This is a genomic window from Micromonospora sp. NPDC047730 (assembly GCF_043204765.1).
GTDB lineage: Bacteria > Actinomycetota > Actinomycetes > Mycobacteriales > Micromonosporaceae > Micromonospora.
Window position 1 is genome coordinate 59231 of record NZ_JBIDCU010000025.1, and the last position, 13921, is coordinate 73151.

The window sequence follows — 13921 nt, forward strand, 5'->3', positions numbered from 1 at the left end:
CCTGCACCCGCTCACCGGGACACCGTCTCCTTCCCGTCACCCCGTTCCGGGGGGATCTCGCCCTCACCCGTCCGTTCGGCGGGGGCCGCCGGCCCGCGCCGGCCCCGGCTCAGCCGCCGGAGCACCCCGGCCAGCAGCGGTCGCACGTCCCGCCGGTCGATCAGCCAGACGACGGCGAGGAACACGACGCCGACCAGGACTCCGGACAGCATGCCCTGCACGAGTGCGGCCGGTGTCGTCGGGGTGCCGTCGCCGGCCGCGTCCAGCCAGCGGGCGGCGGCCGCCCCGGCGAGCGCCGCCAGGGCACCGGCGAGCAGCCCGGCGGCGCCGGCCCGGCCGACGCCGGCGAGCGCGGCGGCCCCGGCCGAGCGCCGCACGGCGGCGAGCAGCAGGCCGCCGAGCAGCAGCATCCCGGCCGAGTTCGCCAGGGTGACCGCCAGCACCCGGTCCGCCACCGGGAGCAGGGCCGCCAGCGGCACCGCCGCCACCGGTACGGCCAGCCAGCCGGCGGTGATCGCCACGGTGGCGGGGCGGGTGTCGCCGCGGGCGTAGAGGGCCCGGGAGAGCACCGCGAAGAGGCCGTAACCGAGCAGCCCCGGGGCGAAGCCGGCGATCCCGGCGGCCGTGGACCCGGGATCGTCCGGGTAGAAGAACGAGGCGACCGGCGCGGCGGTGCCGACCAGGGCCGCCGCGCCGAGGCAGCTGAACAGCAGCACGCCGCGCGCGGTCGAGGAGAGCGTGCGCCGGTAGTCCCCGTCGTCCCCGGCGGCCGCCGCGGTCGCCAGCGTCGGGTACGCCGCCACGGCCAGCGGCACCGCCAGCACCGCCCAGGGCAGCAGGTACATGGTCTGGGCCAGGTTGAACACCTGCGGCGAGCCGGTCGGGCCGCCGGAGACCCGGTTGAGCAGCACCAGCAGCGCGATCTGCTGGGCGGTGACGGTGACGGCGCCGGCCAGCGCCAGCCCCTTCACCCGCGCCCGGGCGTCGGCGGGGAACGCGTACCCGGGGCGCAGCCGCAGCCCCAGCCGGCGCAGCGGGATCAGCAGCGACAGCGACAGCACCACCACGCCCGCCGTGGTGCCGCCCGACAGGATCAGCTCGCCGCCGCGGCTCACCTGCGCCACGCTCGCGCCACGTCCTTCGGCGCCGCCGAAGGCGAGGTAGACCACGATCACGGTGAGGCTGGACAGCAGCGGCGCGATCACCGGCCAGGCGAACCGGCGGTGCGCCTGGAGCACGCCGGTCAGCACGATGCCGATGCCGTAGAGCGGCAACTGCGGGGCGAAGACCCGCAGCATCCGCGCGCCGGCGGCCACCTCCGCCTCGGAGCGCCCCTCGCTGATCAGCGACACGACCGGGTCGGCCGCCACCGCGACCAGCACGGCCAGCGGCACCAGCAGGGTGACCGTCCAGGTGAGCAGGGCGCCGGTGGTGGCGGCCACCGCGCGCCGGTCCCCGGCCGCGACCGGCCCGGCCAGCAGCGGTACGACCAGACTCGCCAGCGCGCCGCCCGCGACGATCTCGAAGATGATGTTCGGGACCGTGTTGGCGATCACGTACATGCCGCCGAGGTCGCTCTTCTGCACGACCCAGGTGAAGACGGCGGTGCGGCCGAACCCGGCGAGCCGGCTGAGCACGGTGAGGACGGCGATGAGCGCGGCTGCTCCGGCGACGCGGCCGGCGCCGGCGAGGGGTGCCGGGGTCGTCACGTCAGTCGGCGCGACGGCCCAGCGCGTCGAGTTCGCGCAGCCCGGGGGTGCGCTGGATGACCTGGGTGAAGCTGACCTTCTCGCTGGCCGCGGTGAGACCGGCGAGCACGGCGAGTAGCCCGGCCCGCCCGACCGGCCCGGTACGCGCGGCCAGCGCCACACCCAGCAGCGCGCCGAGCGCGTTCGCGCCGCTGTCGCCGAGCATCACGTCCTCGCCGAGGTCGTCGGGGAGCAGCCCGGCGGCGGCGCCGACCGCGCCCGCGGCGATCCCGCCGTGCGGGCCGCCGGCCAGCGGGGCGCCGAGCAGGATGCCGGACTTCAGCGCCCGGCCGGGTCGCAGGTCCAGCAGGTTCAGCAGGTTCGCGGTGCCGGCGATGACGCCCGCGCCGAGCAGCACGTCGACGCCCCGGCCCAGCGTGCCCTGCCGCTGGCGGCGGCGGTGCCCGGCGACCCGGGGGTCGGCGGCGAGCAGCGCGGCGGCGCCGAGCCCTGCCGCGCCCACCCCGACGACCTTGACGAGCCCGGCGGTGACCCGGCCCTCGCGCAGCGCGGCCAGGTGACCGGCGAAGCCCTTGGCCGCCTTCTGCTCCGGCCGCGCCCCCACCACGTCGTCGTAGAGCCCGACGGCCCCGGCGCCCACCCCGGCGACCAGGGCCGCGGCCCCCGAGGACGCGCTGGAGGCGCCGAACGCGCCCGCCCCGGCGGCCCCGGCGGCGAGCGCCGGCCCGGCGGCCAGGGTCACCGTGCGGCCGCGGAAGTTCGTCCGGTCCAGGGCGGGGCCGGCCGGCGAGGTGCGCACCTCGCGCAGCGCGTACCGGGCGGCGGCGGCGCCCGCCCCGGCGATCAACAGTCGACCGAGCAGACTCACGCGGCCCCCTCCCGCTCGTGCGTGCGGCTGGATCCGGACACCGGGGTACGTCGCTCGCTCACTGGGGCAGTCTAGGCAGCAGGGTGGCGTTGTCGCCGACGCCGTACTGCCCGGCCTTCTTCTCGGTCACCTGCTGCACCATCGCGAGGGCGGTGACGAGCTGGCCCTGGACGGTGTTGGCGTTGTCGACGGTGGAGATGCTCTGCACCAGCACCGGGTCGCTGCGGACGGCCGCGACCAGGTTGCCGCCGGTCGAGCCGTTGCCGGCGACGACGATCGTCCCGGCGCGGTCGAACTGCTCGGCGACCTTGAGCACCGACTCGTCCTTCTTCGCCGAGTCCTTGTCCACGTACGGCTGCCCGCTGACCACGACGACGGCCTCCGCCGACGCGCTGACCCGCTCCTCGGTGGTCAGGTAGTTGGCGTTGGTGTACGCGGCCAGCACCGCCCGCCGGTCGGCCTCGGTGACCGGGGTGGCGCCGGGCGCCCGGTCCAGCAGGACGCTGGCCAGCAGCGCGCTGGACGTCTCCACCCCGTTGCCGTTGCCCGGCAGGTCGGCGGTCGGCGCGCTGGTGGGGCGCGCGGCGGTGACCGCCAGTTCCAGCAGGTCGTTGTTGTTGTCCGGATTGATGAACTTGTCCTGCAGGTCGATGCGACCCGTCATCTCGGCCCCGCCGAGCTGGAGCATCTTGACCACGCCCTCGGTGTGGTCCCGCCCGGTGGGCAGGGTGACCACCACCACCCGCTTGCCGGCGAGCTTGCCCGGCAGGAACAACTCCGCCATCTGGGCCGCGAAGTCCTCCTCCAGCTCCAGTTCCTTCTCCATGCTCTGGACCTGCTGGCGCATCAGCTGGTTGTCCTTGCGCAGCCCGTTGACGTTCTCCTTGAGCGAGTCGGCGACCGGGCCGTTCAGGGCGGCGGTGCCGACCACCAGACCGATCGCCAACGCGAGGAAGACCGCGGTCAGGGACACCACGTGGTACCGGAAGTTGATCACACCTGCAGCCTCTTGATCGGTCGGACGCTAGAAAAGCTGTTCAAGCTGGAACACGAAATTGTTCCACCACTCGGAAACCACACCCAAATACGCCTTGCCGACGGTGGAGACCGCCACGGCGGAGGCCATCGCCGCGATCGCGGAGAGCACCAGCAGCAGCAGCGAGGACCCGGAGATGCTCTGCCGGTAGAGGCGGCTCACACCCTTGGCGTCGACGAGCTTGCCGCCGACCTTGAGCCGGGTCAGGAACGTGGAGGCCATGCCGCCGCGGCCCTTGTCCAGGAACTCCACCAGCGTGGCGTGGGTGCCGACGGCGACCAGCAGCGAGGCGCCCTTCTCGTCGGCCAGCAGCATGGCCAGGTCCTCGCTGGTGGCCGCGGCCGGGAAGGTCACCGCCGGTACGCCGAGCCCGGTGACCCGGGCCAGGCCGGGCGCCCGCCCGTCCGGGTAGGCGTGCACGATCACCTCGGCGCCGCAGCGCAACACGTCGTCGGTGACCGAATCCATGTCACCGATGATCATGTCCGGCGTGTAGCCGGCCTCCACCAGCGCGTCCGCGCCGCCGTCGACGCCGATCAGCACCGGCTTGAACTCGCGGATGTAGGGGCGCAGCACGTCCAGGTCGGCCTTGTAGTCGTAGCCGCGCACCACGATCAGGCAGTGCCGCCCCTGGATCTCGGTCTGGATCTCCGGCACGCCGACGCCGTCGAGGAGCAGGGCGCGCTCCTGCTTGAGGTAGTCCATCGTGTTGGCGGCGAACGCCTCGAGCTGGACCGACAGGCCCTCCCGGGCGTCGGCCATCGCCTTGGCCACCGTCTCGGCGTCCTGGAGGCTGCCGTGCGCCACCGGCTCGTCGCCGACGTAGACGGTGTTGCCCTCGATCCGGACCGTGTCGCCCTCACGGATCCGCTCGAAGATCCCCTCCCCCAGGTCGTCGAGGAGCGGGATGCCGGCGCCGATCAGCACCTCCGGCCCGAGGTTGGGGTAGCGACCGGAGACCGACGGCTTCGCGTTGAGCACGGCGGCGACACCGACCGCGACGAGCGAGTCGGCGGCGACCCGGTCCACGTCGACGTGGTCGATGACCGCGATGTCACCGGGGCGGAGCCGGCCGACCAGGCGCTTCGTCCGGCGGTCCAGGCGCGCGGTGCCGAGGATTCTGCCCGGTTCCGCGTTCCGGGTCCGGCGCAACGTGGGTAGACGCATCGTGACCATCCTGGCATGTGAGGCAGGCATTTCTGTCGCGACATGCCTGAGCAGGGCCGCCTACCCAGGGAAGCACACTAGCGCGCAGGCCGGTGTGCCTGTGCTCACAATCGCCGCCCTCACGGACGCCTTTCCCGGGCCGCCACGGCGAGAAGCTCCTCGGCATGGGCGATACCCAGGTCGGAATCGGGCAAACCCGCGAGCATCCGGGCCAGCTCCCGGGCCCGCTCCGTGTCCTCCACCACGCGGACCCCGCTCGTGGTGACCGCTCCGCCCGTGTCCTTCGCCACCACCAGATGCCGGTCGGCGAACGCGGCGACCTGCGGCAGGTGGGTGACCACGAGCACCTGGTGACTGCGGGCCAGCCGGGCCAGCCGACGCCCGATCTCCACCGCCGCCTGGCCACCGACCCCGGCGTCCACCTCGTCGAAGACCAGCGTGGGCGGCCCGCCCGAGCCGGCGAAGACGACCTCGATGGCGAGCATCACCCGGGACAGCTCACCGCCGGAGGCACCGCGCTGCAGCGGCAGCGCGGGCGCGCCGGGGTGGGCCAGCAGGCGCAGCTCGACCTCGTCGCCGCCGTCCGGGCCGACGCCGACCTCGGCGCCGTTGACCGGCAGGCTCGGCTCCGCCCGGCCGGCCGGCCGCGGCAGCACCGCCACCTCGATCCGGGCGTGCGGCATGGCCAGGCCGGCCAGCTCGACGGTGACCTGCTCCGCGAAGCGGGTCGCCGCCTCCTGCCGGGACGTCGACACCCGGCCGGCCAGGTCGGCCACCTCGCCGGCCAGCCGCGCCGACTCCCGCTCCAGCTCGTCGAGGAGCTCGTCGGAGGTGTCCAGGTCGGACAGCCGGGTGCGGGCCCGTTCCGCCCAGGCGATCACGCCGTCGACGTCGTCGGCGTACTTCCGGGTCAGGGCGCGCAGCGCCGCCCGGCGCTCGTAGAGGGCCTGCAACCGGGCCGGGTCGGCGTCGAGCGCGGCGAGGTAGGCCGACAGCTCGGCGGAGACGTCCGCCACCAGCGTCGCCGCCTCCTCCAGCCGCCCCGCCAGCTCGCCGAGCGCCGGATCCGTGCCGGCCTGCGCCTCGAGGGTGCGCCGGGCGGTGCCGAGCAGCGCCGTGGCGTCAGGGGTCTCGTCGGCCGCCTCCACGCCGCCGGCCACGCACTGGTGGGCCAGCTGCGCCGCGGTGCGCAGCCCCTCGGCGTGCTCCAGCCGCTGCGCCTCCGCCTTCAGCTCGTCGTCCTCGCCGGGCTGCGGGTCGACCCGGGTGATCTCGTCCAGGCCGAGCCGCAGCAGGTCGGCCTCCTGGCTGCGCTCGCGGGCGTTGCGCCGCCGGTCGGCCAGGTCGTCGACCACGGCGCGCCAGCGGGCGTACGCCTCGCGCAGCGCGTCGAGCAGCTTCTCGTGCTCCGGGCCGGCGAACCGGTCCAGCGCGGCCCGCTGCTCGGCCGGACGCAGCAGCCGCAGCTGGTCGGACTGGCCGTGCACGGCGACCACCTGCTCGCCCACCTCGCCGAGCATGGCCACCGGCATGCTGCGCCCGCCCAGGTGCGCCCGGGACCGGCCCTCCACCGTGACCGTGCGGCTGAGCAGCACCGAACCGTCCTCGTCGGGCTCGCCGCCGGCGTCGACGACCCGGGTGTGCACGGCGGCGGCGACCCGGCCGTCGAGCCGCAGCCGCCCCTCGACCACCGCCCGGCCGGGCTGGGCCCGGACCCGCCCCGCGTCGGCACGGCCACCGAAGAGCAGGCCGAGGCCGGTGACCACCATCGTCTTGCCCGCACCGGTCTCGCCGGTGATGACGTTCATGCCGCCGGTCAACGGCAGCGTGGTGTCCTCGATGACGCCCAGTCCGGTGATGCGCAGCTCTTCCAGCACAGCAACCGACAGTAGACGCGGCCCCCGACAGTTGACCAGCCGGCGCGGGCGTACCGGGGCGTCGCGCCCCGCCCCACCACCGGCCGGGGCGCCCCGGTGAGACCGGTCACCGCCGGTGCGGACACGCGCCACGGGCGCGCCGTCAGCGGCGGTTGCCGCGCCAGCCGTGCACGGGCAGGTCGAACTTCGCCACCAGCCGGTCGGTGAACGGGCGGTCCCGCAGCCGCACGATGCGCACGGGCAGCGCGCCGCGCCGCACCGTGACCCGGGCCCCGGGCGGCAGGTCGTAGACGCGCCGGCCGTCGCAGGACAACACCGCGAGGGTGGTGAACGGGTCGACGGTGATGACGAACGTGGAGGTGGGCGCGGTGACCAGCGGCCGGCTGAACAGCGCGTGCGCGCTGATCGGCACCAGCAGCAGGGCCTCCACCTCGGGCCACACCACCGGCCCGCCGCCGGAGAACGCGTACGCCGTCGAGCCGGTGGGGGTCGCGCAGACCACACCGTCGCAGCCGTAGCGGGACAGCGGGCGGCCGTCCACGTCGACGAGCAACTCCAGCATCTGGGCGCGCTCGCCCTTCTCGACGCTGATCTCGTTGAGCGCCCAGGACTCGATGGTCGGGCCGCCGTCGAACTCGGCGGTCACGTCCAGCGTGAGCCGCTCGTCCACGGTGTAGTTGCGGCCCACCACGTCCCGCACCGCGCTGTCCAGGTCGTCGATCTCCGCCTCGGCGAGGAAGCCGACCTTGCCGAGGTTGATGCCGAGCAGCGGCGCCTTCGCCGGCCGGGCCAGCTCGGCCGCGCGCAGGAACGTGCCGTCCCCGCCGAGCGCGAAGACGATCTCCGCGCCCTCGGCCGCCTCCAGGCCGGTCACCGGCACCACGCCGGGCAGGTCGAGGTCGTCGGCCTCCTCGGCGACGACCCGTACCTCGAAACCGGCCGCGATGAGGTCGGCGGCCACCGCCCGCGCGTGCTCGGTGCTGCGGCGGCGGCCGGTGTGGGTCACCAGCAGGGCCGTGCGGCTCACCGGGACGGCCGTCCCGTCGCGCCCGCCCGGCACCCGCACGGCCCAGCCACGACTGCGGGGCTCGCCTGCTCGCTCACCCGGCCACCTCCTCCGTCGCCGTGTCCGGCAGGTCGCCGGACGGCACCGGGCCCTGCGGCCCGGCGGTCACCACGGCACGCACCCGATCCGGGTCGGCCGGTGGTGCGTCCCGGCGTAACCATACGAAGAACTCGACGTTGCCGCTGGGCCCCGGCAGCGGGCTCGCGGCCACGTCGGCCAGACCGAGGTCGAGCCGCGCCGCCGCGGCGGCGACGTCGAGCACCGCCTCGGCGCGCAGCGCCGGATCGCGGACCACCCCGCCGGCGCCGACCCGCTCCTTGCCGACCTCGAACTGCGGCTTCACCATCAGCGCGAGGTCGCCGTCGGGCCGGGTGCAGCCGGCCAGCGCCGGCAGCACCAGCCGCAGCGAGATGAACGACAGGTCGGCGACCGTGAGGTCGACCGGCCCCCCGATGGCCTCCGGAGTGAGCGTACGGACGTTGGTGCGCTCGAAGACCCGCACCCGGGGATCGTTGCGCAGCGGCCAGGCGAGCTGCCCGTAGCCGACGTCGACGGCCACCACCTCGGCCGCGTCGGCGCGCAGCAGCACGTCCGTGAAGCCGCCGGTGGAGGCGCCCGCGTCCAGGCAGCGCCGGCCGGCCACCCGCAGCCCGCCGGGGGCGAAGGCGGTCAGCGCGCCGGCCAGCTTGTGCCCGCCCCGGGAGACGTACTCCGAGCTGGGGTCCTCGCCCGTGACCAGCAGCGGGTCGGCGGGGTCGACCATCGCGGCGGGCTTGCGGGCGGGCACCCCACGCAGCTGGACCCGGCCGGCCTCCACCAGCGCGGCGGCCTGCTCCCGGGAGCGGGCCAGGCCGCGGCGGACGAGTTCGGCGTCCAGCCGGTTACGACGTGCCATGCGTGGTTCTTCTCCGGTCCGGTCAGGCCTGGTCGATGGTGGCGAGGGTTTCCCGCAGCGTCTCGTACGCCGCCTCGTACTGCGCGATCTGGTCGGCCGGGGCGAGCGTCGCGGCGTTGGCCATCGCGCGCACGGCGGCGTCGACGGCGGGGTGGCGCGCCTCGTCGAGGTCGTCGAGCGGCTCGGGGCGCGGCGGCCCGGGGCGCGGTCCGGGCATGGGGCCCGGCCGGGCAGCGGGCGGCGGCCCGGGACGGGCACCCGGCGGCGAGCCGGGACGGTGGGGGCCGGTCACGATCCGCTCCCGGCCGCGGGGCGGATCACGCCTCGCCGCCCGGCTGCTGCCTGCGGGCGGACGCCTTCCTCACCGGCCGGGCCGGCCCGGCGTCGACGCCCTGGGCCTTCTCCGGCTGGACCTGCTCGACGTCCGCACCCTGGGCCTTCGCCGACTGGACCTGCTCGCCGTGGCTGCCCTCGGCCGGGGCGACGGCCGACGGCGCCCGCTTCGCCACGGCCTTCTTTGCCACCGCCTTCTTGGCCACGGCCTTCTTCGCGACCGCCTTCTTGGCCACCGCCTGCGTCGGGCCGGGCGCGCCCGGCCCGACCGTGGGGGGCGCGGCCGGCTCGGCAGCGCCCGGGGCCACCGGCGGGGTGGCGGGGGCCGCGGGGGTCGTCCTGGCCTCCCGGAGCTGGCGCTCCAACTCGTGCACCCGGCGGGTCAGCTCGGCGACCTCGTCGGCGGTGGCGAGCCCCACCGCGCCGAGGGCCCGGTCGACCTCGAACCGGACCAGCTTGGTCAGCGCCTCCCGGTTCGCCGCGCCGGTGGAGACGAGTTCCTCGGCGAGCGCCTGCAACTGGCCGGCGGTCGCCCCGCCCGAGCCGACGAGGCGGCGCACCGCGTCCTGGGCCTTCTTCCGGGGCGCCTCCGTCAGGCCCATGGCCAGCTCGAGGTAGGCGCGCCACGCGTCCTGCATGCCTGAGTCCTTCCGCGGGGCGGGGGTGTGCAGGTGTCACGCTACCGGGCACCCCGCAACCCCCTGTGCGGTACGGTGCCGGGGACGGCGTGGCGAACGGCGAGGGGGCGACAGTGGCCAGCGTGGACGAGTGCCGGCAGGCGTTGCAGGAGCTGGCCGCCCGGCTGGACCGCAACGCGGAGACGGTGCGGGAACGGATCGACCTGGACCGCACGCTGGCCTGCCGGATCACGGACCTGGACACCGCCTTCCACGGCCGGCTCGCCGACGGCCGCCTGGTCGACCTGGCCGACGGAGACGACCCGAAGGCGAAGATCGCGCTGAGCACGAGCAGCGACGACCTGCTCGCGTTGGTCCGCGGTGAACTCGACATCACCCGGGCGGTCACGTCCCGGCGAGTGTCGATCAAGGCGAACCCGCTCGACCTGATGAAGCTGCGCAAGCTGCTCTGAGCCGCGGCCGAGGCAGCCTGCTCCGAACCCTGGCCGGGGCGGCCCGACCACCGGGATGAGACCGGGCCGGGGCGTTCGGGCCGGGGAGGGCGGGACCGTTCAGGCGGACAGGCCGAACGCGGTCAGCGCCTGCCCGGCCGCCGCCGACCCGGCACGCACCCGCGTCGCGTCCCCGGTCCAGGCGGCCGCGCACAACGCCGCCAGGGCGTCCAGCGGGCCGCCCGCCCCGGACAGCTCCAGCGCGCCGTCCCGCGACGCCACCGACCACCCGTCCGCCGGGCCCGGGACCCGCACCACCGCCGCCGGGTCGAAGAGCCCGGCGAGGTCCATCGCAACGTACGTCGGCCGGTGCTCCGGCGGGGCGGCGAGCAGCTCGGCCACGTCGCTGACGCCGGTGAGCACCAGCAGGCTGTCCAGGCCCGCCCGCCGGGCGCCCTCGATGTCGGTGTCCAGCCGGTCGCCGACCACCAGCGCCCGGCCCTCGCCGGCGCGGCGGGCCGCGGTGGCGAACAGCGCCGGCTCGGGCTTGCCGACGACCACGTCGGGATCCCGCCCGAGCGCGGTCCGCAGCGCGGCGACCAGCGCGCCGTTGCCCGGTAGCGGTCCCCGACCGCTGGGCAGCGTCCGGTCGGTGTTGGTGGCGATCCAGGTCGCCCCGCCGCGTACGGCCACCGACGCCTCGGCCAGGTCCACCCAGCCGACCTGCGGCCCGTACCCCTGCACGACGGCGACCGGCGACTCGTCGGCCCGGGACACCGGCGTCAGCCCGGCGGCGCGGACCTCGGCCCGCAGTGCCTCGGCGCCGACCACCAGCACCGCGGCGCCGGGGGGCAGCCGGTCGCGGAGCAGCTCGGCGGCGGCCGCCGCGGAGGTGAGCACCTCCTCCGGCCGGGCGGGAACGCCCATCCCGGTGAGCAGGGCGGCCACCTCGCTGGAACGGCGCGAGGCGTTGTTGGTCGCGTACGCGACGCCCCGCCCCTCGGCGTGCAGCCGCCCGACCGCCTCGACGGCGCCGGGGATCGGCCGGTCGATCAGGTAGATCACCCCGTCCAGGTCGAACACGACCAGGGCGTACCCATCGACCAGCCGCTCCCCGGCGTCCGCCGTCATCGCTGCGGGGCGTCCGACTCGCCGGTGCCGGCCGACTCGCCACGGGCGGCGGCGTCGGTGGCGTCGGTCCCGGTGCCGTCGGCGGTGGGACCGACCGCGACAGCGTGCGCCTCGTCGTCGGTCAGCTCGTCGTCGGCCAGGTCGTCCGTCGGCACGTCCGCGCTCCCGGCCTCGTCCCGCTCGCCGGCGGTCGGGCCGGCCTCGTCCCGTCGCCCGTCGTCGTCGCGCTCGGCGTCGCCGGTGAGGTCGGCATCCGGACGGGCCGGCACCGCACCCGGGGCGCCGGGACCGGCGGCGATCGCCTCGGCGGACTCCTCGTCCTCCTCGTCCCCCTCGATCACCACACCGTCGAGCTCCAGCAGGCGCTCGGCGGCGTCGGTCTCGCCCTCGGTGTCCACGTCGGCCGCCCGAGAGAACCACTCGCGGGCCTCCTCGCGACGACCGACCGCGAGCAGCGCGTCGGCGTACGCGTAGCGCAGCCGGGCCGTCCACGGCTCGGCTGCCTCGACGGTCAGCTCGGGAACCTGGAGCATGGCCACCGCGGCGTCCTTCTGGCCGAGGTCGCCGCGTGCGCCGGCCGCCACGATCAGCAGCTCGATCGCCACGGCCTGGTCCAGCTTCTCCCGGTCCGCACCACGGAACAGGTCGATCGCCCGCTCCGCCCGGCCCAGCGCCCGCTCGCAGTCCGCGAGCACCGCCAGGTGGCTCTGCAGCCCGGTCATCCGGTGGTACGTGCGCAACTCCGCGATCGCGGTCTGCCACTCCCCCGCGTGGTACGCGGCCAGGCCTACCGCCTCGCGGACGGCGGCGATCCGGGACGCCAGCCGACGGGCGGCCAGCGCGTGCGCCAACGCCTCCGCCGGGTCCTCGTCGATCAGCTGACCCGTGGCCACCAGGTGTCGGGCGACCGTCTCGGCGACCGGCTTGGCCAGCGACAGCAGCTCAGCCCGGACGTCCTTGTCGAGGTCGGTGGCAACGATCTCGTCGGGCAGCGTGGGAGCCTGGGTGCGCTCCCCCTCCGCCTCCGGACGCTCCCGCCGCTCGTCGCGGCGCTCACCGCCACGGAAGCCGCCCTCACGGCGCTCACCGCCACGGAAGCCGCCCTCACGGTCGCCGCCCCGGTAGCCGCCCTCACGGCGCTCACCGCCACGGAAGCCGCCCTCACGGCGCTCACCGCCACGGAAGCCGCCCTCACGGTCACCGCCCCGGAAGCCGCCGCCCTGGCGCTCGCCGCCCTCACGACGGAACCCACCGTCGCGGCGCTCTCCACCGCGGAAGCCCTCACGGTCACCGCCGCGGAAGCCACCCTCGCGGTCACCACCCCGGTAGCCACCGCCGGGCCTGTCGCCACCCTCACGGCGGTCGCCGCCACGGAAACCACCCTCGCGACGCTCACCACCGCGGAAGCCACCCTCACGGCGCTCACCACCGCGGAAACCACCGTCGCGGTCACCGCCACGGAAGCCACCCTCGCGACGCTCACCGCCGCGGAAACCGCCCTCGCGGTCACCACCCCGGAAGCCACCGCCGGGCCTGTCGCCACCCTCACGGCGGTCGCCGCCACGGAAGCCGCCCTCACGGCGCTCACCACCGCGGAAGCCACCGTCGCGGTCACCGCCGCGGAAGCCGCCCTCGCGGCGCTCACCGCCACGGAAGCCACCCTCGCGGCGTTCGCCACCGCGGAAGCCGCCCTCACGGTCACCGCCACGGAAGCCACCCTCACGGCGCTCACCACCGCGGAAGCCGCCCTCACGGTCACCGCCGCGGAAGCCACCCTCGCGACGCTCACCGCCACGGAGACCGCCCTCGCGGTCACCACCGCGGAAGCCACCGTCGCGGTCACCGCCACGGAAGCCACCCTCGCGACGCTCACCGCCACGGAAACCGCCCTCGCGGTCACCACCCCGGAAGCCACCGCCGGGCCTGTCGCCACCCTCACGGCGGTCGCCGCCACGGAAGCCGCCCTCACGGCGCTCACCACCGCGGAAGCCACCGTCGCGGTCACCGCCGCGGAAGCCACCGCCGGGCCTGTCGCCACCCTCACGGCGGTCGCCGCCACGGAAACCACCCTCACGGCGTTCACCACCGCGGAAGCCACCGTCGCGGTCACCGCCACGGAAGCCGCCCTCACGGCGCTCGCCACCGCGGTACCCGCCCTCGCGGTCACCGCCGCGGAAGCCACCGCCGGGCCTGTCGCCACCCTCACGGCGGTCGCCGCCACGGAAACCACCCTCACGGCGCTCACCACCGCGGAAGCCACCCTCACGGTCGCCAGCGTCACGGCGGAAGCCACCCTCGCGCGGCGGGCCCGAACGGAACCCGCCCTCACGGCGCTCGCCGCCACGGTCGCTCCGGAAACCACCCTGGCGCTCGGCGCCGTCACGACGGGGGGCGCCGGCCGCGCGGGAGTCGCCATCACGGGAACCAGACCGGTACCCGCCTTCGCGGCGGTCGCCGCCGGCGTATCCGCCGCGCTGACCGCCCCGGTCATCCCGGTAAGACGGCCGGTCGTCACGGCGCGGGGCGCCCTCGCGCCCGCCCGGCCGGTCGTCGTAACGACGGGGACGATCTCCGCCCTGCGATCCTGAACTCACAGGTACATCCTTCCTCATTGCGCCACCTATGGCGCTACGCAGTCGAGGGCCGACCCGGATGGGGCGGCCCTCGACTGGAATGATTGTCCGGCGGTGTCCTACTCTCCCACACCCTCCCGAGTGCAGTACCATCGGCGCTGGAGGGCTTAGCTTCCGGGTTCGGAATGTAACCGGGC

General features: G+C 75.8%; 13 protein-coding genes and 1 rRNA gene. 2 read left to right on the plus strand and 12 right to left on the minus strand.

The window, feature by feature from the left end; all coding sequences use genetic code 11:
• Window positions 1-11: 11 nt before the first annotated feature.
• The 9 genes from murJ to ACGF5G_RS32700 all read right to left on the minus strand — a co-directional run bounded on the left by murJ (window position 12) and on the right by ACGF5G_RS32700 (window position 9589).
• A complete protein-coding gene (gene murJ / locus ACGF5G_RS32660; protein WP_393270095.1) occupies window positions 12-1709 on the minus strand; it encodes a murein biosynthesis integral membrane protein MurJ in 1698 nt (565 codons plus the stop codon).
• Window position 1710: 1 nt separating this feature from the next.
• Window positions 1711-2577: a hypothetical protein gene (locus tag ACGF5G_RS32665; RefSeq protein WP_393270098.1), complete on the minus strand. Its 867-nt coding sequence runs from the start codon at window positions 2575-2577 to the stop codon at window positions 1711-1713.
• 58 nt (window positions 2578-2635) lie between these two features.
• A complete protein-coding gene (locus ACGF5G_RS32670) occupies window positions 2636-3574 on the minus strand; it encodes a copper transporter (protein WP_357701050.1) in 939 nt (312 codons plus the stop codon).
• A gap of 27 nt (window positions 3575-3601) precedes the next feature.
• Window positions 3602-4780, minus strand: coding sequence for a putative cytokinetic ring protein SteA (gene steA / locus ACGF5G_RS32675; RefSeq protein ID WP_350712376.1), 1179 nt, complete (start codon window positions 4778-4780; stop codon window positions 3602-3604).
• 119 nt (window positions 4781-4899) lie between these two features.
• The gene (gene recN / locus ACGF5G_RS32680) at window positions 4900-6657 is read right to left on the minus strand and encodes a DNA repair protein RecN (RefSeq protein ID WP_393270103.1); all 1758 of its coding nucleotides are present in this window, start codon (window positions 6655-6657) and stop codon (window positions 4900-4902) included.
• 142 nt (window positions 6658-6799) lie between these two features.
• On the minus strand, window positions 6800-7684 hold the full coding sequence (locus ACGF5G_RS32685) for an NAD kinase (RefSeq protein ID WP_393270106.1): 885 nt from the start codon (window positions 7682-7684) through the stop codon (window positions 6800-6802).
• Between the two features lie 73 nt (window positions 7685-7757).
• The gene (locus ACGF5G_RS32690) at window positions 7758-8618 is read right to left on the minus strand and encodes a TlyA family RNA methyltransferase (protein ID WP_393270109.1); all 861 of its coding nucleotides are present in this window, start codon (window positions 8616-8618) and stop codon (window positions 7758-7760) included.
• A 22-nt stretch (window positions 8619-8640) separates the two neighbouring features.
• Window positions 8641-8835 carry a hypothetical protein gene (locus ACGF5G_RS32695; protein ID WP_393270112.1) on the minus strand — a complete coding sequence of 65 codons (195 nt, stop codon included), beginning with the start codon at window positions 8833-8835 and terminating at the stop codon, window positions 8641-8643.
• Window positions 8836-8935: 100 nt separating this feature from the next.
• A complete protein-coding gene (locus ACGF5G_RS32700; RefSeq protein WP_393270115.1) occupies window positions 8936-9589 on the minus strand; it encodes a phasin family protein in 654 nt (217 codons plus the stop codon).
• A gap of 113 nt (window positions 9590-9702) precedes the next feature.
• Here ACGF5G_RS32700 and ACGF5G_RS32705 point away from each other — a divergent pair, with 113 nt between their 5' ends.
• The gene (locus tag ACGF5G_RS32705) at window positions 9703-10041 is read left to right on the plus strand and encodes an SCP2 sterol-binding domain-containing protein (RefSeq protein WP_350712397.1); all 339 of its coding nucleotides are present in this window, start codon (window positions 9703-9705) and stop codon (window positions 10039-10041) included.
• Between the two features lie 99 nt (window positions 10042-10140).
• On the opposite strand, the gene ACGF5G_RS32710 is transcribed toward ACGF5G_RS32705, so the two are convergent.
• Window positions 10141-11151, minus strand: a complete 1011-nt coding sequence (locus ACGF5G_RS32710) for an HAD-IIA family hydrolase (protein ID WP_393270117.1) — start codon at window positions 11149-11151, stop codon at window positions 10141-10143.
• Entirely contained in the window at window positions 11148-12089 is a 942-nt protein-coding gene (locus ACGF5G_RS32715) for a Replicase polyprotein 1ab (RefSeq protein ID WP_393270128.1), read from the minus strand. Before ACGF5G_RS32715 ends, ACGF5G_RS32710 begins: the two co-directional genes overlap by 4 nt.
• Here ACGF5G_RS32715 and ACGF5G_RS32720 point away from each other — a divergent pair.
• Window positions 12048-13739: a hypothetical protein gene (locus ACGF5G_RS32720; protein WP_393270130.1), complete on the plus strand. Its 1692-nt coding sequence runs from the start codon at window positions 12048-12050 to the stop codon at window positions 13737-13739. The two genes, ACGF5G_RS32715 and ACGF5G_RS32720, sit on opposite strands and share 42 nt — an antisense overlap.
• Before the next feature lie 91 nt (window positions 13740-13830).
• Here the strand turns inward: ACGF5G_RS32720 and rrf are convergent.
• Window positions 13831-13921, minus strand: a 5S ribosomal RNA gene (gene rrf / locus ACGF5G_RS32725); the annotation flags it as partial.

Coding starts and splice junctions, on each gene's coding strand:
- ACGF5G_RS32690 (WP_393270109.1), bottom strand. CDS start 8,618: ATGGCACGTCGTAACCGGCTGGACGCCGAACTCGTCCGCCGCGGCCTG.
- ACGF5G_RS32710 (WP_393270117.1), bottom strand. CDS start 11,151: ATGACGGCGGACGCCGGGGAGCGGCTGGTCGATGGGTACGCCCTGGTC.
- ACGF5G_RS32695 (WP_393270112.1), bottom strand. CDS start 8,835: ATGCCCGGACCGCGCCCCGGGCCGCCGCGCCCCGAGCCGCTCGACGAC.
- ACGF5G_RS32700 (WP_393270115.1), bottom strand. CDS start 9,589: ATGCAGGACGCGTGGCGCGCCTACCTCGAGCTGGCCATGGGCCTGACG.
- steA (WP_350712376.1), bottom strand. CDS start 4,780: ATGCGTCTACCCACGTTGCGCCGGACCCGGAACGCGGAACCGGGCAGA.